We start from the raw sequence: 19,324 nt of genomic DNA on the forward strand, positions 1-19,324 counted from the left end.
CGCATCCACAACCGCTGCTATTCGTCGGCGACGCTTGCCGGGTTCAGGACCCGCTCGGAGTGCCGCTGCCGCGGATGGCGGGCGGCCGGCTCGGCCGAGTGGACCGGCATCGTGACGCCCTCGCGCGCCGAGGCCAGCGCCGCGGCGGCGACCTCGACCGTACGCAGACCCTCGCGCAGCGAGACGATGCCGGCCACCTTGCCGTCGACCGCGTCCCGGAACAGCTCGTGTTCGATCAGCAGCGGCTCACGCTTGGGAATCGCGTAGCGGACCATGTCGCCCTGCGACACCCCAACGAAGGTCCGCAGCGCCTCCCATTCGGTGTCGATGGCGGCGTTGGCGTAGTACGTCAGGTCCGCGGTGAGCGTGTCGGCGACGTAGCAGCCCCGGTCACCGGTGACCACGGTCGAGCGCTCCTTGAGCGGGCTGAGCCAGTTGACCAGATGGTTGACCATGGCGCCGTCGGCCAGCTGCCCCACCGCGGCCAGCATGTCCTCGTGCGGGCGGCCGCTGCGCGACACGGTGCGCGCGGCGATCGAGACGTACACCTGACCGGTCACCCAGCCGGTGAGGTCGATGTCGTGGGTGGCCAGGTCCAGCACCACCCCCACGTCGGAGATCCGGTGCGGGAACGGGCCCTGCCGGCGGGTGACCACCTGGAACACCTCGCCCAGCTCACTGGCCTCCAGCCGGGTACGCAGGCTGCGCAGTGCCGGGTTGTACCGCTCGATGTGCCCGACGCCGGCGACCAGCCCGCGCGACTCGAACGCCTCCACCAGCCGGCGCGCCTCCTCGACCGACAGAGCGAGCGGCTTCTCGATCAACGCGCACACGCCGTGGGCCGCCAGCTCCAGACCCACCGTCTCGTGCAACGCGGTGGGGCAGGCCACCACGGCGTAGTCCAGCCCGAGCGCGAGCAGGTCCGCCAGATCGGTCACCACCGGCACCGGCAGGCTCCCGCCCGGATCCCCGGCCGGGTCCTGCGCGCCCACGAAATCCACCCCGTCCAGGCCGGCCAGCACGCGGGCGTGGTTGCGCCCCATCGCGCCCAGACCGATCAGCCCGGCACGCAACCTGCGGGGGCCGCTCATGACGCCTCCCCCACCGCGTTGACGGCCCGCGCGATGTAGTCCCGCTCGGCCTCCGTCAGCGACGGATACACCGGCAGGGACAACACCTCGCGCGCCGCGCGTTCCGTCTCCGGCAGGTCCCAGCGCCCCGGGTGGCCGTCGGCGTCCAGGAACGAGCGCAGCCGGTGCACCGGCGTGGGGTAATACACCCCCGTGCCCACCCCCCGCTCGCGCAGCCGCTCGGCGGCCGCGTCACGGTCACCCCGCACCCGCACCGTGTACTGGTGATAGACGTGGTACGCCCCGTCGGCCACCTCCGGGGTCCGCATCGCGGTGATCGTCGAGTCGAGATGCTTCGCGTTGGCCCGCCGCTGCTCCGTCCACTCCGGCAACTGCCGCAGCTGCTCCCGCCCGATCGCCGCGGCCACATCGGTCAGCCGCATGTTGGCGCCGACGATCTCGTTGGCGTACCGCTGCTCCATCCCCTGGTTGCGCAACAACCGCAACCGGCGCGCCAGCTCCGCGTCGGGGGTCGCGATCATGCCGCCCTCCAGGCAGTGCATGTTCTTCGTCGGATAGAAGCTGAAACACCCCGCCGCCCCGAACGCGCCGACGGGGCGGCCGTTCAGCGACGCACCGTGCGCCTGCGCCGCGTCCTCGACCACCGCGAGGCCGTACCGGTCGGCGATCGCCATGATCTCGTCCATCGCCGCGGGGTGCCCGTAGAGATGCACCGGCATGATCGCCGCGGTCCGCGCCGTCACCGCCGCCTCCACCGCGGCCGGATCGACGCAGAAGCTGCCCGCGTCGATGTCCACGAACACCGGCTCCGCACCCACCAGACGCACCGCGTTCGCCGTCGCGGCGAACGTGAACGACGGCACCACCACCTCGTCGCCGGGACCCACACCCAACGCCGACAGCGCGAGATGCAGCGCCGAGGTACCGGAGTTCACCGCCACGCAGTGCCGGCCCGCCACCAGCTCCGAGAACTCCTCCTCGAACGCCGCCACCTCGGGCCCCTGCACCACCATCCCGCTGCGCAACACCCGCACAGCGGCCTCGATCTCCCGGTCACCGATCACCGGCCGCGCGGGTGGAATCACGTTGTAGGTCCCAGGCATGGCTACCTTTCCAGCCGTCGTCGCCGTCGGCGACGGGTTGTCTTGCGGCCCCGGAGCGGTGTCCGCGAGGCGCTACCGGAGCAACGACCAGAGCGCGCTTGAGATCCGGACTCGGATGTGGACGGGTGTCCACCCTGACGACCGTGCCGACATCGACCGTGCGGCCGAGGCGGCCACGGTGCACCGCACAGTTCCGGCCTAGCCGACGGAGGCGGTCCCACCCCACCGAACGGGGGAAACTCACTCGACCGCGTCGGACCACGCGTGTCGGCGATCGGCGGATGGGCGTTGGAGAGCCGTCACGTGTCAGTGTCGCGGAGGTGCCTCCATGAAGGTTGTCAGCATCGTCGGAGCGCGGCCCCAGCTGGTCAAACTCGCTCCCATGGCGGCGGCGTTCGCCGCGGCGGGACACCACCACGTCATCGTGCACACGGGGCAGCACTACGACGCCGACCTCTCGGACGTCTTCTTCTCGGGCCTGGACATCCCCGACCCGGACGTGCATCTGGGGATCGGATCGGGCAGCCACGGCGTACAGACCGGTGCCTGCCTGAGCGCCCTCGATCCGGTGCTGGCGGCGGAACGGCCCGACTGGGTCCTCGTGTACGGCGACACCAACTCCACCCTCGCCGGAGCGTTGTCGGCGGTGAAGTTGGGGCTGCCGGTGGCCCACCTGGAGGCGGGCCTCAGGTCGTTCAACCGCCGCATGCCCGAGGAGCACAATCGCGTCCTCACCGACCACGCCGCGGACCTGCTGCTGGCGCCCACCGAGCAGGCGTGCCGGCACCTGGCCGCCGAGGGGCTCGGCGGGCGGACCACGCTGGTGGGTGACGTGATGGTCGACGTCTGCCTGCGTACGCGTGACGCGGTCCTGGAACGCCGGGCCACTTTCCCGCCGCTGCCGGGCGGGATCGACGCGAACGAGCCGTACCTGCTCGCGACCCTGCACCGGGCGGAGAACACCGACGATCCGATGCGCCTGAGGACCCTGGTCGAGGCGTTGGCCGACCTGCCGGTTCCGGTGGCGCTCCTGGCCCATCCGCGGCTCGTCGCCCGTGCCGACCAGCACGGTGTCAAGTTGGAGAGCGGCGCGGTCCGGGTGGGCCGCCCCCTGCCGTACGCGGGCATGGTGGCGGCGGTGCTGGGCAGCGCGGCGGTCGTGACCGACTCGGGCGGGCTGCAGAAGGAGGCGTATCTGCTGGGCCGCCCGTGCACCACGTTGCGGACCGAGACGGAGTGGCCCGAGACCCTCGCCGATGGATGGAACGTCCTGGTCGACGACCCGGTCGCGCTCGGCGCCACCGGATGGGCGGCGACCGCGTGGCGGCCCGCGCCCACCGCCGAACGCGGCCTGCCGTACGGGGACGGCCGGGCCGCGCGGCGGGTCGTCGAGGTGCTGGACCAGCATGCCGGGAGCCGCCTGCTGCCGGTGTGACCGGTCACGGCAGCAGGCGGGTGTACACCTCGTCCAGCCGGGCCGCCTGCCGCGACCAGGTCCACTGCTCCAACAGGCCCGGCTTGTCGTAGGCGGCCCGGTACCGGGCCGGGTCGGCCAGTACGGCGCGGACCGCCCGTACGTAGTCCTCCGGGTCGTCCGCGCGGTAGACCTCACCCTGCCCGGTGGAGCGTACGGTCTCCGCCATCGCCCGCACGTCGCTGACGACCAGCGGCAGCCGCGCCTGTGAGTACTCGAAGAACTTGTTGCTCAGCGCGATCTCGTGGTTCGGCAGGTGCCGCAGCGGACTCACCGCCGCGTCGGCCGCGGACACGTATCGCACCACGTGCCCGTGCGGCACGTACGGCAGCAGGTGCACCCGATCGCGCACGCCGAGCTGCAGGGCCAGCTCCTCGATCGGTTCCGCGGAGGTCCACACGCCGTTGGGGTGCAACGAGATCAGCGCGAGGTGCACCTCCGGAAGCTGGACCAGCGCCTCCACGATCAGGTCGATGCCGCGCATCTGGCTGATCCCGCCGAGGTAGGCCAGCAACGGCGTGGCCGCCGGGATCCCGCACTGTGCCCGCAGGTCCGGCGCCTCCTCGGTGGTCGGCTCGGTGGTGACGTCCGGCGCGTTCAGCACGACCACCGGCGCCTCGGCCAGGCCGTGCTTCGCCTGGAGCAGCTCGGCCAGCATCGGCGACACGGTGACGACCGCGTCGGCCTGCGATGCGTACTCCCGCTCGTGCGCGATCTGGGCGGGCAACCACCGGGGATTCTCTGGTTTCTCGGCCAGACCCGGGGTCCATTCGTGCGCGTCCCACACCAGTTTGATGTCCCGGCCGCGGCCCGCGGCCCGCATCTTCGCGCGCGCGCCGACGCCGATCATGCGGTGGTCGTTGGCGTGGATGATGTCGGGCTTCAGGCGATCCAGGACGGGGCCGAGGCCCACCTCCCAGTCCCACAGCGCCGGATCCAGCCGACGCCAGCTGCGCGTTCCGCGGGTGAACCGCCAGAACGCGATGCCGAGCCTGGTGAACGGTGCGCGCGGATCCTGCCGGGCCCCCTTGAGCCGCTCCAGTTCGGCACAGCGGAACGCCACCCAGAGCCCGGTGACTTTGAGCGCCACCCGAGCGGGAAGCAGGGCCGTACGGCCGGCGGCGGCCCGCCAGCGGGAGCCGCCCGCTTGCTGTGCCTGCGCCAGCCGGCCGAAGCGGACCCGCAGCTCCGCGGTACGGGCGCGCACCTGCTGAGCCCGGTAGCCCGGCATCGGGCCGGGCGGATAGGCGAACGGACGGCGCAGGCTGCGGCGGAACGGTGGGACACGCATCAGCCTTCGGACCCGCACCAGCCGGACCGTGGCGTCGCCGATGCGCCACCGGGTCTCGACGCTGTGGTCGGTGCGGATGCCGAGCAGGGTCACCTTCCATCCCGCCGCGGCGGCCGAGCGCGCCTGCTTCTGCACTCGCGAGTCACCCACCACTGCGTTGTCCACCAGCATCACGACGCGCCCTCGCGACGAAGTCGGAGGGACCGGCGCGGTGTCGATACGGACCGGCATTTCTCGCAGTGTCATCGGCACTCCGTTGCTCGTTCTGGGGACCGGTGGTTCAACCGGCGGGGCAGGAAGGAAGATGCGGTGGATCCGCTCAGGACCGTCCCGGCGCGGTGGCGTCGCCGAGGTCGGCATCATTCGATACGACCGGCGATCGGGTGGCCGGTTTCCGGTCAAGCTCCATCGAATGGGGGAACTCGGACACCACACCTGATCCGGTCCGTCGACCGTTGGACACTGGCGTTGGAGAGCCTGTCCGACGTTGCCGACTCCAGCATCACGAGAGAGCCGCCACATTGAGCGAAAGCAACGCTGCCCCACGACTGGCCGTCATCGTCGCCAACGGCATCACCGGCGACTCACGGGTGCAGAAGGTCGCCATCGCCGCGGCGCGCGACGGCTGGGATGTCACGTTGATCGGCAGGAGTCTGTCGAAGCAGCAGGAAGAATCGGCGATGGGGCCGATCAAGGTGCTTCGGTTGCTCGTTCCGGACACCTACCGGAAGTACCGGCAACGCCAGGAGCGCGGCTGGCGGTCCCGGCTGACTCAGGCGTACCTGCCCGACCGGGCCGCGCTCAAACGCTACCGCGCCGCCCACAATGCCTGGTTGTTGTGCCAGGAGAACCGGCTGACGGCGGCCACGGGCGCCGGCGCGTTCCTGAATCCGGCCCGCCAGGCATGGGTACGGACACGCCATGACCTCTTCCGCTTCCGCAACCGCCTGTGGGGCTGGGAGCAGTCCCGCCCCCGCGACGAGGATCGCGTGGTGGGCGACTGGCGCCGCGATCTGCCGGAGCAGGTGGACCGAGACCTGGCGTTCGTCGCGGCCCTGGAGGAGCTGAAGCCGGACGTCATCCACGCCAACGACATCACCATGATCAGCACGGCCGCGCAGGCGGTCACCCGGCTGCGGCGCCGCGGGCACCAGGTCCAGTGGCTGTACGACGCGCACGAGTACGTCCAGGGGACCGAGTGGGTCCGTCCGCGACCGGCCCACGCCTACCCGGCCATGGAGCAGGAGTTCATCCGGCAGGCCGACGCCGTGGTCACCGTGTCACCGCAGATCGCGGAACTGCTGCGCGCCGAATACGACCTGCCGCAGACGCCGCTGGTCGTGCGCAACGTACCGATCAAAGAGGTGATCGGAACGGACCGCGACGCGCTGTCTGTGCGGCAGGTCGCGGAGGTGGACCCCGAGACCCCGCTTCTCGTGTACGTCGGATGGATCAGCGCGGAGCGCGGCCTGAGAACGGCCGTCAGCGCGTTGGTGGAACTACCCGAATTCCACCTGGCGATCGTCGCCAATAGCACCAACGCCGAACTCAAGGCGCTCCTGTCGCTCGGGGTCGAGCTGGGGGTGTCGGAGCGGCTGCACGTCGTGCCGTACGTCGCCCAGCATCTCGTCGCCGACTACCTCTCCTCGGCCGACCTCGGGATCATCTGCTCACGGCACAATCCGAACTACGAGAACTCCCTACCCACCAAGATGTCCGAGTATCTGCACGCCGGTCTCCCGGTGGTGGCCAGTGACCTGCGGGTCGTCCGGGAGTTCGTCGAGTCGCACGATCTGGGTGTGGTGTTCACCGCCGACGACGTGACCAGCTTCGCCGACGCGGTCCGGCGAGCGTTCGGACGGCGCGCGGCGATGGCCGCGCGGATCGGCGACGACCTGCTGCGGGAACTGTCCTGGGAGCAGCAGAGCGCCGGACTGGTGCAGCTCTACCGCGACGTCGCGCACCGGACGCCCGGCATCACCCGCCCCGACGTCCCGTGGACGGTGGAGGAGGGCGCCGGTTCCGCGGGCGCCCCCACCGAGCAGTCCTCCCGGACCTGGCGCCCGCTGTCGGACGGCGGGATCCGCCTGGGCATCGGACCGGCCAACTTCTCCGGGCAGGCGGCGGGCTTCGCGCGCGCGATCTGCCAGCTGAAGCCGGACGTGTCCGTCGAGGTGTTCATGCAACGCGGCCCGCAGAGCCGCACCTACCCGGCCGACCAGTACCTCGACGTGACCAGCCTGGGCCGGGCCGACGTGCAGGTGCGCCAGGTCCGCCGGATCTCCCGCCGGTACACCCACCTGATCGCCGAGGCGTTCAAGCCGGTCTTCGGGTATCTCAACGGCAACAACATCGGTACGGATCTGCCGATGCTGGCCGCCGCGGGCATCAAGGTGGCGCTGCTGGCACACGGCACCGAGATCCGGCACCCGGGCCGCCACCTCGCACGTCATCCGTCGTCCCACTTCCGTGACGCGCCGGACAGCGAGATCACCCGCCTGACCGCGCTCACGGAGCGGAACCGGCAGGTGGCCGAGGACAGTGGCCTGCCGGTGTACGTGACCACTCCCGACCTGCTCGACGACCTGCCCCGGGCGACGTGGGCACCGCTGGTCATCGACGTCGACAGCTGGTGGTGTGACCGCCCGGTGATGGAACGCGCCCGGCCCGTGGTGCTGCACGCGCCGTCGGCTCGCTGGACCAAGGGCACCGACCACGTCATGCCGGTGCTGGACGACCTCGATCGGCGTGGAGCGATCGAGCTGCGGTTGGCGGAGAAGCTGACCTGGGCCGAGATGCGCGATCAGATTCAGAACGCCGACCTGGTCATCGACCAGTTCACCACCGGCGCGTACGGCGCGTTGTCGTGCGAGGCGATGGCCGCCGGGCGCCCCGTCGTGGCGTACCTGGGTGAACGGGTGAAGGCCGTCGTCGGTCCGGAGCTGCCCATCATCGACGCGACGCCCGAAACACTGGCGGAGGCCATGCAGCAGTTGCTCGACGACCGCGGTCGCGCCGCGAAGATCGGGCTGGCCTCGCGGGAGTTCGCGGTGAAGTACCACAGCGGCGAGCGCACCGCACAGGTCCTGTCCGACTTCCTGGCCTGACGATCCTGCCTACCGGGGCGTTCACGCCGCAAACGCGTGACCGCCCCGGCTAGGACAGCGTCGTGGCCCGCGACAGCGGCAGCCAGTAGCCGCGCAACGGCCCGGCGCCGATCTGTACGGCACGGAGCCCGCGGATCCACCCGGCGGCCGCGGCCGGTGCGCTGGACTGCCGGTGCAGCGAGATGCTGCGGCTCCCCGCGGCCGTGTACGCGGTGAAGGTCCCTGCGGCCAGGAACACCCGCCGGAGGCCGAAGTAGGGTACGGCCGCCACGGGACCGAGCGACGCACGCGCCGGCGCGGCCTCCAGCACCCAGTAACCCCGCAGCGGACCGGCCGTCAGGTGATACCAGTAGCCCGGCTGCCCGGCGATCCGGCGGCGCAGGTCGGCGGGCACGACGGCAAGCCGGCTGACGGTCACGGCGAGCCTGCGGGTGACCCGCCCGTCCCCGACACCACGGAACATCACGCCGATGTGCCGTCCGGCCCGGAACAGGACCCGGGCCGACTGCACGGGCGCCGGGAAGTCGGTCTGCAGCGTCTCCGCCATCGCGGCGAACACCGGATCCGCGGTGAGCGCGTGCAGGTGCATCAACTGCCGAGTGTGGATCAGGTGGTATTTCTCGGAGGTGTTCGGCGCGCTGAGGCTGTACCGCGATGCCGCACCGCGGTTGCGGAAGCCGTCGAGCGCGTACCGCCGCACGGTGGTCACGGCGTCGTTGAAGATGGCCGCCGCCTGCGCCGAGCGGGTGCTGCGCCAGTAGTCCCAGACGCCGAAGGTCGCGAAGATGTGCCCGTTGAGCACCCGGGCGGAGGCGGTGGGTACCGGGCCCGGATACTCCTCGAGCCACAGCATCGCGTTGCCGTCGCGCCAGACGGCCCACGGTGCTCCCGCGCGGTAGCCGAGCCTCAGCGACGCGAATGTCGCAGCGGCGGCCACCCGCCAGCGTGCCCAGCCGGTGACCTCCGCGAGCCGGGTGAACAACGAGAGCGCCTGCCCCTGCGCCATCGCCGAATACCACGGCGCCGGCATGGTCCGGCCCAGGCCGGACGCCAGCGGGAAATCAAATCGGTACGGGAACCACCACGCGCCGCGGGACTCGACGTGGGTGAGGACGAGCCGCTGCCCCTGACGCGCCGCCATGTCGAGGAACCACTGGTCCCCGGTGAGACGGTACGTGTTGAGCAGAGCCAGGCCGTACTGTGCCTGTCCCACGGGGTGATTCATCGGGCGACCGCCGGTGAGCACGGGGCTGGCGAACATCCGTACCCCGGCGGTGTCGACCCGGCCGACCGACCGGCGCGGGAGGGGTGAGCCGTCGTTGTAGGGCCGGGCGGCGAGTGCGACATCGTGCGGCAGATACCGTGGCGGCGCCGCGGCCTGGATTGCCGCCGCGGTGTGTATCAGGCGACCCGACGGCGGCCGCTGCCGTGCGGCGAGGACGCTGGGAACGGCGACCAGGGCTGCGAGCACCGCCAGGACCGTCAGCAATCTGGTGATTCGCACGCCCTGATGCTGAAACCACGCTCTCGGCGTCGGCAGATGAATCGGTTATTGTCATACAAACGAGGTCGAAGGGTGCATTAGGCGGCACCTAACCTCATCGCGGTGAGATCCGCATGGCCCCCTATGCAAGGTCGAGGCGGGCGCGCAGCGCCGGGTCGAGCTTGAGGTCACCGGCGTCCATCACCTCGTCGAGCCGGTCGAGGGTGCTCGCGCCGACGATCGGCCAGATCGCCGGGTCGCCACCCAGCAGCCACGCCAGCACGACCTGGTTCCGGGTAACACCCGACTCCCGTGCCGTTTCGGCGAGGACAGCCAGGCGCCGAGTCGTGCCGGGATGCTCGTACGCCTCCTCCAGCGGCCGGTCCGCGCGGCCGTATCCCCCGTTCATCAGCGTGGAGTACGCCCAGAGATCCAGTGTCGGGTCGGCGCGCACGTAGTCCAGCGTCTCCGGCATGGCCAGCCGGTGCGACGTCGCCGCCAGGAGCGCACCGGGACGCGGCTGCACGTACGAATAGCGCAGTTGCAGGGCGGTCCAGCCGGGTACGTGGCGCGTGGCGGCGAGGGCCCGGGCGCGCTCGACCCGCCAAGCGGGAGTGTTCGACGCGCCGAGGCGGCGGGCCTTGCCGGCGGCCGCCAGTTCCGCGAACGCGCCCACGGTGTCGGCCAGGTCCGCCGACCGGTCCTCGATATGCGCCCAGTACATGTCCACGTGATCCGTGCCAAGCCGCCGCAGGCTCGCGTCCATGGCCACGCGGACCACCACCGGCGAAAGGCCTTCCGGTGCATCCAGCCCGCGGGTCGCGTCCGTGGGCTGCGCGCCGGCTTTGGTGCTGAGCAGGATGCGCTCGCGCATCCCCGGGCGCTTCGCCAGCCAGCGGCCGATCACCTGTTCGCTCTGGCCACCGAACCCGGAGGGATGCAGCCAGAACGCGTAGTTGTTCGCGGTGTCAATCCACCGGCCGCCCCGCTCCACGAAACGGTCGAGCAGGGCGAAGGAATCCGCCTCACCGATCCGGGTACCGAACAGCATCGCTCCGAGCACGATCTCAGCCATGCCCACGATCCTGAATCCTGGAGCGCGCTCCAGGTCAAGCGACCGATGTGGACACTGTCGGCACAATCGGTGCCATGTCGTTCTCCTACACGCCCGGCGAGACCGCCCACCGGACCGGCTTCAGCCTGGACACGTTGCGCTACTACGAACGGATCGGGCTACTGGCCGATGTCGAGCGGACGCCGGGCGGACAACGCAAGTACAGCGACGACGACATCGGATTGCTGGAGATTCTGCGCTGCCTGCGAGAGACCGGCATGCCGATCCAGCGGATGCGGGAGTTCGCCGACCTGTGCCGTACCGGGGACACGATCACCGACCGCATCGATTTGCTTGAGCAGCATGACCGCAGGGTCCGCCAGCACATCGCTACGTTGGAGGCACAGCGCACCCGCCTGACGGAGAAGATCGCGTACTACCGGGACGTCCATTCGTGATCGCTGACGGCGACCCCGCCCGTCTTGAGGAATGCCCTGAGCGTGTCGGCGAGCGCCGCGACCTTGTCGTCCTCCACGAACGCGTAGCCGCGCTCGGCGAAGCAGTAGGTGACCTGCTCGGCGATCTCCATCATCGGATCGGTGTGCTCGACATCCACGGCGTCATCCCGTCTCAAGGTGTCACGAGTGGCGAATTGCCTTTCAGACAGAGGTAGTCGAATGACCGCATTCGCCTCACTGCCACGATGCCATGTGGTTGTCTAGTAGACAACCCCCCCGGTTGGCAGGTAGACAACCCGCCGAGTCGGAGGGTCGTCGTCGATGGACGAAGTCATGGCGGCCGCCGAGATCGCCGACTACCTCGGCGTCTCGCGTCAGCGAGTGGCCGTCTTGGTCGAGCGCAAGGACTTTCCCACGCCCATTGCCCGTCTGTCGGTGGGCAGGGTCTGGCGTACCTCCGACGTTCGCGAGTGGGCCGCCAGCAGGGCGCATCGGATCCACGAGGACGAGCAGGAATAGCCGCACCCTCGGCCGCGGCCGGTGTAGCCGTCGGCCAGATCTTGATGAGTTCTGGTTAGCAACGGACCCGAACTCCTCAAGATCCGGCTATGCCCGGGCTAGCGCGCGTGCCCGACGCCGGGCACTCCCCCGTTCGCCACCCATCTGACTCTGTGGTCTCACGCCTAATCCAAGAGCCGGTAAAGGTCTGATGCTTTGAAGGATCTTCCTGCTCTGAGACGAGTAGAACCTCGCCTCGGCCCATCGGACAGCGTGGCGCCACCACGGCGGCAGCGCTCACGAACCGAAAGTATGAGCCGCAACCGGTAGGCAACTCTCGCGGACCCGGAGGCGCACCGCACGACCCCGAATCTTCTTCATGTGACCGGCCGACGGGGGCCGGACCGAAACGGGGGAGATTCACTGTGGGTCGCAAGACGATGCGCAAGGTCGTGACGACGGTCGGTGTCATGCTCGCCGGTGTCGGTGCCTCGCTGGTCGCCATGACGGTCACCGCCGCACCCGCCCAGGCGGCCGCCGTCACCACGTCCACGTTGCAGTCGCAGTTGGTGACCTACACCAACAACACCCGCGCCCGGGCCGGCTGCAAGCCGATCCGCGTCGACAGCCGCCTGCTGCTGGCCGCCCGCGGTCACAGCGCCTACCAGGCCCGCACCAACAAGATGAGCCACATCGGAGCGAACGGCTCCTCGTTCGTCGACCGCGCCCACCGCGCGGGCTACGCCTGGCCCATGAGCGAGAACGTCGCCTACGGCTACCGCACCGCCTCCGAGACCATGAAGGCCTGGATGGCGAGCCCCGGACACCGGGCGAACATCGTGGACTGCCGCGCCAAGTCCATGGCCGTCGGCGTCATCTACGCCAGCAACGGCACCCCGTACTACACCCAGATGTTCGGCTGGACCTGATCCCCGCCCACTTCCCCAACGGCCCGGCCGGCACGCACTCGCGTGCCGGCCGGGCCGCTTTCACGTGGCAGCGCTACCGGGCCTGCCGCCGGACCACAATGCTCGGGTCGTGGCCGCCCGGGGCACCCGTTCAGTCGTCGACAGCCGAGAGCGCGGCGGCGATCGGTTCGAGCCCCACAATCAGTTCGTCGAGCTCGTCCGCGCTGAGCACGTCGTACGCCGGTGCCGCCAGCTCGTCGGTCAGGGCCTCGATCCGCTCCCTGGTCGCCCGGCCGGCGTCGGTGAACCCGCCGGCAGCGGTGACGAGGCCGCGGCCGCGCAGCCCGTCGACGACAGCGGCCAGCTGCGCCCGGGGCAGGTGGTGCAGGCGGCCGAACTCCTGCGCCCTCATCCCGAGGGAGAGCGCGAGGAGCACGTGGGCCTCGGTGCCGCCGATGCCGTGGGCGACGAGGGCGGCGTTGTGGCCGTCTCCGCGGTGCTCGCGCAGCAGCGTCGCCGCGTGCCAGAGCCGGGCCACCGGCTCCTCGGGTACCCGAAGCGCCCGCAACCCGGCGTACAGTGCCCGGCCCTCGGTCGGCGCGCTGAGCGCCGCCCGAGTGGCGAGGTCGGCGATCCGCACCAGGCCGGACGAGTCGGCGAGGTCTCCGATCATCTGTCGCAGTGCGGCGGTGCTCCCCCGCTCCCGCACGGCGATCGCCTGTTCCGGGGTGGTCTTTCCCCAGACCCAGGGGATGTGGCGCGCTACCTCACCGTCGGCGAAGTTGTAGAAGACCGCGTGCACCACTGCGGCGGGGGCCAGCCCCAGTGGGGCGGCCCGGCCCGCGAAGTATCCGTCCCAGTAGTTGCGCATGCCGAGAGCCAGGAACGCCTCGTTCGGCACCTCGGAGAAGGTGACGGCGGCGATCGGCTCGCACAGCTCGAACATGCGGTGGATCTTGACGCGTGGATGCGGCATGGGTCGGCACCTCCCGTGGTGATGGCGGCGCCTGCGTGGGCCACCTCTCTCCCTGGCTACGAACAACGCAGCCCCGATACGACAACTCCGGGCGAGGCCGTCTGGGCCCCGCTTCCGGGTGAATGTGGGTTCTGGATTTGCTCCGCGAGGACGGCCGCGAGTAGGTATGCATGGCCGCTCTCTGCCCGCGGCTGAGGAGTGAATCGTGTTCTACGGCCGGGAGAAGCTGGAAGATCTGGTCACCGGCCTGGTCCGGGTCGACCGCAACCAGGCCGTACCCGTGGCGGCCGGACCGGTCATCGCGCTGGAGGGCACCGGCGGCTCCGGTCGCAGCGCCGCGCTGCGGTTCCTGGCCGATCAGCATGCCGCGGCCCTCCCGGTGGCCGTCGTCGACGCGGTGGCCGACGCGGCGAAGACAACGACCTTCGACGAGGTCTCGATCCTGCTCCTCACGGCCGCGTCGGAGCTGGCCGAGTCGCCGGCCGGGTTCGGCCGGATCCCGTTCCACCGGCTGTTCCTCGGGCACCTGGCGCTGGCCCAGCCGATCGATCCGGACGCCACTCCCGAGCAGCGGCAAGCCACGATGGCCGCCGCCCTCAAGAGCTACCGCAAGCGGCGCGCGGGCGCGGAGCTGATCGGGCAGGTGCTGTCCGAAGTGGCCGTGGGCGCTCTGGATCACGCCGGTGGCGACGCCCTGCCGGGACTCGGCGCTGCGTTGCGGCCGCTGACCACCGCCCTGACCCGGACCCGTCTGACCCGGGGCTCCGCGCTGAGGGACGCCGAGCGGTGGTACGCCGATCAGCTGACCGACGGCCGGCGGACGCCCGCGGCCGGGCTGGCCCGCCTGCACCGGTGGTGGCAGTCCGAGGCGGCTCGGGGCCAGGTCGAGGAGATCCTGGTCCGCGCGTTCCTGGCGGATCTGCGGGCGGCCGCGACGCGGCGCTTCCGCCGTTCGGGCTGGCGGCGGTGGCGGGCGGAACTGCTGCTGGACAACGCGGACAGTCCGGCCGGGCAGCGGCTGTCGGCGCTGCTCTGCGAGGCCCGCACGGCGGTTCCGCCCGCTCCGCTGGTGGTGGTCGCCGCCAGTGGCGGTGAGTCGTTGCCCGCGCCGAGCGCCTGCGCGGCCGACCGGAGCCGCGCACTGTCCGAAGTAGAGGCCGCCGCGTTGCCCCGGCACGAGCTGCACGCGTTGCAGTGGTTGCGGATCACGCTGCCGCCGTTGACGCGCGCCGAAACGATCACCGCGGTCGCCGAGCGCGACGTGTTCGACCACCTCGGCGTGCACCGGGTCGCCCGCGTCACGCATCGACTGTCCGGCGGGCATCCGCTGGCCACCACCCTGGTCCTGGACGCTCTGGGCCGTCAGACCGGCCTGCTGCAGGACGTCGACAAACTGCTGGACGGCGAGCCCGTCGATCCGGAGACACACCGGGCCCGCACGCTGGCCGACGAGATCCTGCTCGGGATGACCGAGCGTACGCACGCGACGATCCGGCCCAGTGGCTCGTTCCGCGACACGTTCGTGGTGCTGGCCGCGGCGCGCGACCTGGAGGAGGCCGACCGGCTGACCCGTACGGATCATCTGCGGTCGGCCCGTCCGCAGGACCTGCGCCTGGCGTTGAGTGACACCCTCTGGCCGCGGTCGGGTGGTGCGCGGCGCCTGGCGGCGCCCGCGCGCTTTCTCGCGCTGCGCGAGCTGGCCGCCCGGCCGGAGGGCCACCCGCATTCCCGGGCGAGGGTTTTCCGTACGCTGCTGACGCTGGCCGACGACGACGTGGCGACCGCCGAGCCGGAGAGGCTGCTCGACGCGCGGACGGCCTCGTTGCACTACCAGCTGGCGCTCGGCGAGGTCCGCTCCGTCGCGGTCGCGCTGGCGCACCTGCTGCCGGGGCTGACGGCACCCGCGTGGCTGGGCATTCTCGACGACATCGTGGCCACACCCGACCCGCTGGATCCGCTGTCCGGCGCCGACGATCCCACCGGCCTCTTCGACGCCCTCCCGCTGGCCGTCGGGCGCCTGGTCGTGGCGTTGCGGCGGCTCGGCGATCCCCGGCTGACCGACCCGGAGGTCATCGCCGACCTGCGCCTGCTCGTCGCCGACCAGTACCGGGACGTGGCCCGTGCCGCCACCCACCAGTCGCGGGAGTACCGCAACCGGGCGGCCCGGTACGAGTTGCCCGACGACGAGCACTGACCACCCGCCCGACCGTCACCGAAAGGGTGGACGTCATGCCCGCCAAACCCACCGGCCGTCCCGGCCTGAGCCCGTCCCGGCCGCTGTGGCGGCGTCCCGTCGCGTGGATCGTGCTCGCGGGCGTGCTGGTGACGGCGCTGGCCGTCGCCGGGGTCCGCCTGCAGCCCCGCCACTGGAACGCCTGCCACGGTTTCTCCCGCACCTACCTGCACGTGTGGCCGCACGGCACGGACTGTGTCGGGGTCACCGACGGCGCCACCCCGATCGACGCGGCGTTCGGCGCGGAGCTGGGTGGGCGCTACGGCGCGTTGCTCGACGCCATCCACGCCGAGAACGAGCGGGTCGAGTCGGGTCACGTCGACACCGCGGGCAGCGCCACCGACTGCACCAGCACCGCCGGTGACGCGGTCGATGTCGCCGCGCTCGCGCCGTGGCGTTCCGACCTCGCGGGCGGGCGGGCGTTCCACCAGCTGGCGGGCATGTACGTCGCCCAGTGGCAGGCGAACCACCTGCGCCAGCCGGGCGGGTGCGCGCCGTTCATCCGGCTGCTCGTCGCCGACCCGGGGCGGGACATGAACGGCTGGTCGGAGGTCGTGGACGAGCTGTCCACATACGACCGGCTGGTCGCGGTGGTGGGACTGGCGCTCAGCCGTACCCAGATGATCGAGGCGGCGCGGACGTTGAACGGCCGCGGCATCCCGGTGGTCGCGGACCTGGTCACCGCGGACGGGTTCGACCGCAGCAACTTCACGGGTGTGCCCGAGGTCTGCCACCCGCAGGCGGGGACCGGCCGCCTGACCGCGTTCTACCGCATCGCGTACCCGAACCAGCGGTACTTCGCGCAGCTCGGCGGCTATCTGACGGGGGTTGGTCTGCTCGGGAGGGGCCGGGCCGTGCAGGTCACCCAGGCCGGGTACGACGCCGACCAGTTCGCCTGCACCAACGTCGAGCACGTCAACAAGCTGCTCGATCCGGCGCCCGACCCGATCACCTTCGAGTTGAGTGGTGCCGGCAGGGACTCGACCGGCCAGATCGTCACCAAGGTGTCGCCGATCTGCACCGATCCGGCGGTACGCACCGTGTTCTACACCGCCCGGGCGGTCGACCTGGCGAACTTCATCGTGGCGATGAATCAGGCGTGCCCGCGCGGCATCACGATCGCCGCGGGGACGGACGCGTCCCGGCTGCTCACCCCGGAGCCGACGCACGCGCTGGAGATGCAGCGCAGGAACGCGCTCCAGGTGCTGCACTCCGGCAACGTCAAGGTGTACTTCCCGGCCACCAACAGCGCCGCGCAGCTCGCCGGCACCACGGGGTTCGGCAACTTCCGGACGGCGTTCGCGGGGGCGTTCGGTGACACCGCGCACCCTGAGCTGTTCCCGTTCTCCGACGCGGAGCTGGCCGACACGTGGATGGTCAACGCGCACGACGCCATGTTCGTGACCGCCGCCGCCGTGCACGCCCTGCACACCAACGGGCAGGCGTACGAGCCGGGGCACGTCGCCAGCAACCTGAGCAGCTTCGAGATCCCGGACGCGGCGCAGGGCACGTTGCGGTTCGACCGCAACGGCACGCGGGTGGGTACGCCGGTGGTGCTGCGGCTGTGCTCGGACGGGGTCGCACCCGCCACCCAGCTCGCCGTGGCGCGGCGGCTCACGGCCTGCCCGGGCGACCGCGGGTAGGCGCACCCGCCCGGGCGGGCTGCTCGGTCATCCGAGCAGGGACAGTCCCTCCAGGTCGGTCCGGACCGCGTCGGAGAGCGCGTCGTCGAGGCTCAGGCCGTTGCCGAGGCGGGAGGAGAGAACGGCCCAGTTCTGTTCGGCCACCTGACGGAAGCTGTCCCAGGTGTCGGTCCCGTCGCCCTGGATCAGTTGGGCGAGCCGGAGCCTCTCGAAGATCCAGAGGCCGCGCTCCTCGTCGCTGTGCCCCGGCGGCTCGGCCGCCTGCACGACAGCGTTCAGGTCGGACGCGACAGGGGTGTTCGTGAAGTTGATCGCCCGGTTGTAACCCTTCTCGTGGTCGAAGACGACGCTGGTCAGCCTGGGGACGTTCCCGGTGAGGGTCGCGTCACTCTCGATCAGGGTCCACAACATGGTCGCCCAGGCGTGGAAGGTCCCCCACACGTCGTCGCTCCAGTTGGCGTACGCCTGGAGCTGCTCCTGTTCGATGATCGGGCGGCCGAACACCTGCCGGAAGGCCTCCGCCACGGCCTGGATGCCATGGTCGACGATCAGGCTGCCCACGGCCTCGGTCCGCAGGTGCAGCGTCGCGGAGGCGCGGAGCAACTGCAGCCCGTCGGCGCCGTACACATAGGTGCCGCTGTCCAGCTCGTGCGCCACGTCCTGCATGAGCTGGGTGGCCGCGCCCATCGCCTCGTCCGCCAGCGCCTGGACGGCCGCGGTCGGCACCTCCGGCTCCTCGGCGGCCTGCGCCGGGGCGTCCGCAGCCGCGTCGTTCAGCAGGTCGGTCAGCCACGCCACCTTGTGCTCGGCGGGCTCCTGCTGCCAGCCCGCACCCCACTGCCCGTCGAGATACGCGACGAGGTGGTCCCGCCAGGCGGCGCCCCAACCGGTGGCGGCCAGCCGCGGCTCCAGGTCGGCCGGGACCCAGGCCAGGGGGTCGGATTGTACGACTGGTTGGGACATCGTGGCTCACCTCGGGTGATCGATCCGGCGACGCCGTCCATCGTAGATAGTCGATATTTCGTACCGGCGACAGCCTGGAGTCGGGCCCCGTGCGCACGCGTGATCGGTTACTCGACAAAGGACACAAAGATTTTGCAATGGGACATCCACGTCCACGCATCTCGTCGGTAGGCTTACGACGGCGCTACGGATCGTCGGACAGACGGTTACGGGGCGCTGAACCAACGACGCTACCGGTGGTGGAGGTGGCACCCTGATGCACGACCAAGTCCTCGGCCTGCTCGATCAGCACCTGGCCGAATTACACGCCCTGCGCAGTGAACTGGCCCGTCAGCGCACCGTCGCGCCCGGCGAGCGATGGCAGGTGGCGGCAGCCACCGCCGGATCCGCCCGCCGCTACGCCCGGGAGCTGACGCTCGTGCTCGGCGGTGACGACGACATCGACGACGACCGGCAGCGCCACACGGCGGCCACATCCTGAGGAGGTCACTCAAGAGAGATCGTGGCCTCGTCGCGGAGCAGGCCGTAGATGACCATGTCCCGCCAGATGCCGTGCCGGAAGCGGACACCGCGCAGCAGCCCCTCCCGGCGGAAACCGATGCGTTCCAGCGCCGTCTGCTCGGCGAGGTTCTCCGCGTCGGTCTGCGCCTCCAGCCGGTTGGCCGTGGTGTACCGCAGCAGGTACTGCACCAGCATGCTCTGCGCCGCGGTGCCGTAACCGCGACCGCGGTGCTCCGGTAGCAGGGCCAGGCCGATCTCGTAGCAGCCGCCGATCGGGCCGCCACGGGTACGCGCCTCCCAGCTCGCGATGCCGATCACGGTGTCGTCGGGGCGGACCACGGCCAGCGCCGTCGACTGGGTGCCGATGTAGCCGTCGGTCTCCCAGCGGCGGCGCCGGGCACCCGCATCGGTGAAGCCCGCCCATTCGTAGGGGCCCAGTGCGTCGGGGTCCGTGTCCAGTCGCTCCAGAAAGCGCAGATCAGCCAGGACGAACGGACGCAGGGCCAGAGAGTCGTGCATTCACACCTCGGCAGTTGGGCGA

The 19,324-nt window shown here is 71.0% G+C and carries 17 protein-coding genes; 8 read left to right on the forward strand and 9 right to left on the reverse strand.

Annotated features, from left to right (window positions below; genetic code table 11):
* Positions 1–17 precede the first annotated feature (17 nt).
* A complete protein-coding gene (locus ACMCNN_RS23925) occupies positions 18–1,091 on the reverse strand; it encodes a Gfo/Idh/MocA family protein (RefSeq protein WP_412742750.1) in 1,074 nt (357 codons plus the stop codon).
* Positions 1,088–2,194 (reverse strand): DegT/DnrJ/EryC1/StrS family aminotransferase, encoded by a 1,107-nt coding sequence (locus ACMCNN_RS23930; RefSeq protein ID WP_412742751.1) that lies wholly within the window; start codon positions 2,192–2,194, stop codon positions 1,088–1,090. Before ACMCNN_RS23930 ends, ACMCNN_RS23925 begins: the two co-directional genes overlap by 4 nt.
* A 328-nt stretch (positions 2,195–2,522) precedes the next feature.
* On the opposite strand from ACMCNN_RS23930, the gene wecB reads away from it, so the two are divergent.
* On the forward strand, positions 2,523–3,629 hold the full coding sequence (gene wecB, locus ACMCNN_RS23935; protein ID WP_412742752.1) for a non-hydrolyzing UDP-N-acetylglucosamine 2-epimerase: 1,107 nt from the start codon (positions 2,523–2,525) through the stop codon (positions 3,627–3,629).
* Between the two features lie 4 nt (positions 3,630–3,633).
* Here the strand turns inward: wecB and ACMCNN_RS23940 are convergent, their stop codons facing one another.
* The gene (locus ACMCNN_RS23940) at positions 3,634–5,109 is read right to left on the reverse strand and encodes a glycosyltransferase family 4 protein (protein ID WP_412742753.1); all 1,476 of its coding nucleotides are present in this window, start codon (positions 5,107–5,109) and stop codon (positions 3,634–3,636) included.
* A 371-nt stretch (positions 5,110–5,480) separates the two neighbouring features.
* Here ACMCNN_RS23940 and ACMCNN_RS23945 point away from each other — a divergent pair, with 371 nt between their 5' ends.
* Positions 5,481–8,066, forward strand: coding sequence for a glycosyltransferase (locus tag ACMCNN_RS23945; RefSeq protein WP_412742754.1), 2,586 nt, complete (start codon positions 5,481–5,483; stop codon positions 8,064–8,066).
* 49 nt (positions 8,067–8,115) lie between these two features.
* On the opposite strand, the gene ACMCNN_RS23950 is transcribed toward ACMCNN_RS23945, so the two are convergent.
* Both ACMCNN_RS23950 and ACMCNN_RS23955 read right to left on the reverse strand, forming a co-directional pair.
* Complete coding sequence (locus tag ACMCNN_RS23950; RefSeq protein ID WP_412742755.1) at positions 8,116–9,570, reverse strand: D-glucuronyl C5-epimerase family protein; 1,455 nt, start codon at positions 9,568–9,570, stop codon at positions 8,116–8,118.
* A gap of 121 nt (positions 9,571–9,691) precedes the next feature.
* Positions 9,692–10,624 (reverse strand): aldo/keto reductase, encoded by a 933-nt coding sequence (locus ACMCNN_RS23955; protein WP_412742756.1) that lies wholly within the window; start codon positions 10,622–10,624, stop codon positions 9,692–9,694.
* 74 nt (positions 10,625–10,698) lie between these two features.
* On the opposite strand from ACMCNN_RS23955, the gene ACMCNN_RS23960 reads away from it, so the two are divergent.
* The gene (locus tag ACMCNN_RS23960) at positions 10,699–11,061 is read left to right on the forward strand and encodes a MerR family transcriptional regulator (RefSeq protein WP_412742757.1); all 363 of its coding nucleotides are present in this window, start codon (positions 10,699–10,701) and stop codon (positions 11,059–11,061) included.
* Here the strand turns inward: ACMCNN_RS23960 and ACMCNN_RS23965 are convergent.
* The gene (locus tag ACMCNN_RS23965) at positions 11,040–11,219 is read right to left on the reverse strand and encodes a hypothetical protein (protein ID WP_412742758.1); all 180 of its coding nucleotides are present in this window, start codon (positions 11,217–11,219) and stop codon (positions 11,040–11,042) included. The two genes, ACMCNN_RS23960 and ACMCNN_RS23965, sit on opposite strands and share 22 nt — an antisense overlap.
* Before the next feature lie 163 nt (positions 11,220–11,382).
* Between ACMCNN_RS23965 and ACMCNN_RS23970 the strand changes: the two genes are divergently transcribed.
* Positions 11,383–11,580 (forward strand): helix-turn-helix transcriptional regulator, encoded by a 198-nt coding sequence (locus ACMCNN_RS23970; protein WP_412742759.1) that lies wholly within the window; start codon positions 11,383–11,385, stop codon positions 11,578–11,580.
* A 404-nt stretch (positions 11,581–11,984) separates the two neighbouring features.
* On the forward strand, positions 11,985–12,488 hold the full coding sequence (locus ACMCNN_RS23975) for a CAP domain-containing protein (RefSeq protein ID WP_412742760.1): 504 nt from the start codon (positions 11,985–11,987) through the stop codon (positions 12,486–12,488).
* A gap of 130 nt (positions 12,489–12,618) precedes the next feature.
* Here ACMCNN_RS23975 and ACMCNN_RS23980 read toward each other — a convergent pair whose 3' ends face one another.
* On the reverse strand, positions 12,619–13,443 hold the full coding sequence (locus tag ACMCNN_RS23980) for a MarR family winged helix-turn-helix transcriptional regulator (RefSeq protein WP_412742761.1): 825 nt from the start codon (positions 13,441–13,443) through the stop codon (positions 12,619–12,621).
* 205 nt (positions 13,444–13,648) lie between these two features.
* Between ACMCNN_RS23980 and ACMCNN_RS23985 the strand changes: the two genes are divergently transcribed.
* A complete protein-coding gene (locus ACMCNN_RS23985) occupies positions 13,649–15,637 on the forward strand; it encodes a hypothetical protein (protein ID WP_412742762.1) in 1,989 nt (662 codons plus the stop codon).
* A 35-nt stretch (positions 15,638–15,672) separates the two neighbouring features.
* On the forward strand, positions 15,673–17,319 hold the full coding sequence (locus ACMCNN_RS23990; protein WP_412742763.1) for a hypothetical protein: 1,647 nt from the start codon (positions 15,673–15,675) through the stop codon (positions 17,317–17,319).
* Between the two features lie 27 nt (positions 17,320–17,346).
* On the opposite strand, the gene ACMCNN_RS23995 is transcribed toward ACMCNN_RS23990, so the two are convergent.
* Positions 17,347–18,282: a hypothetical protein gene (locus ACMCNN_RS23995; RefSeq protein ID WP_412742764.1), complete on the reverse strand. Its 936-nt coding sequence runs from the start codon at positions 18,280–18,282 to the stop codon at positions 17,347–17,349.
* A gap of 256 nt (positions 18,283–18,538) precedes the next feature.
* Here ACMCNN_RS23995 and ACMCNN_RS24000 point away from each other — a divergent pair, with 256 nt between their 5' ends.
* Entirely contained in the window at positions 18,539–18,763 is a 225-nt protein-coding gene (locus ACMCNN_RS24000) for a hypothetical protein (RefSeq protein ID WP_412742765.1), read from the forward strand.
* A 5-nt stretch (positions 18,764–18,768) separates the two neighbouring features.
* Here ACMCNN_RS24000 and ACMCNN_RS24005 read toward each other — a convergent pair whose 3' ends face one another.
* Positions 18,769–19,302 carry a GNAT family N-acetyltransferase gene (locus tag ACMCNN_RS24005; RefSeq protein ID WP_412742766.1) on the reverse strand — a complete coding sequence of 178 codons (534 nt, stop codon included), beginning with the start codon at positions 19,300–19,302 and terminating at the stop codon, positions 18,769–18,771.
* Positions 19,303–19,324: the final 22 nt, after the last annotated feature.

This window comes from Krasilnikovia sp. MM14-A1004 (genome assembly GCF_047159485.1).
Taxonomy (GTDB): domain Bacteria; phylum Actinomycetota; class Actinomycetes; order Mycobacteriales; family Micromonosporaceae; genus Actinoplanes.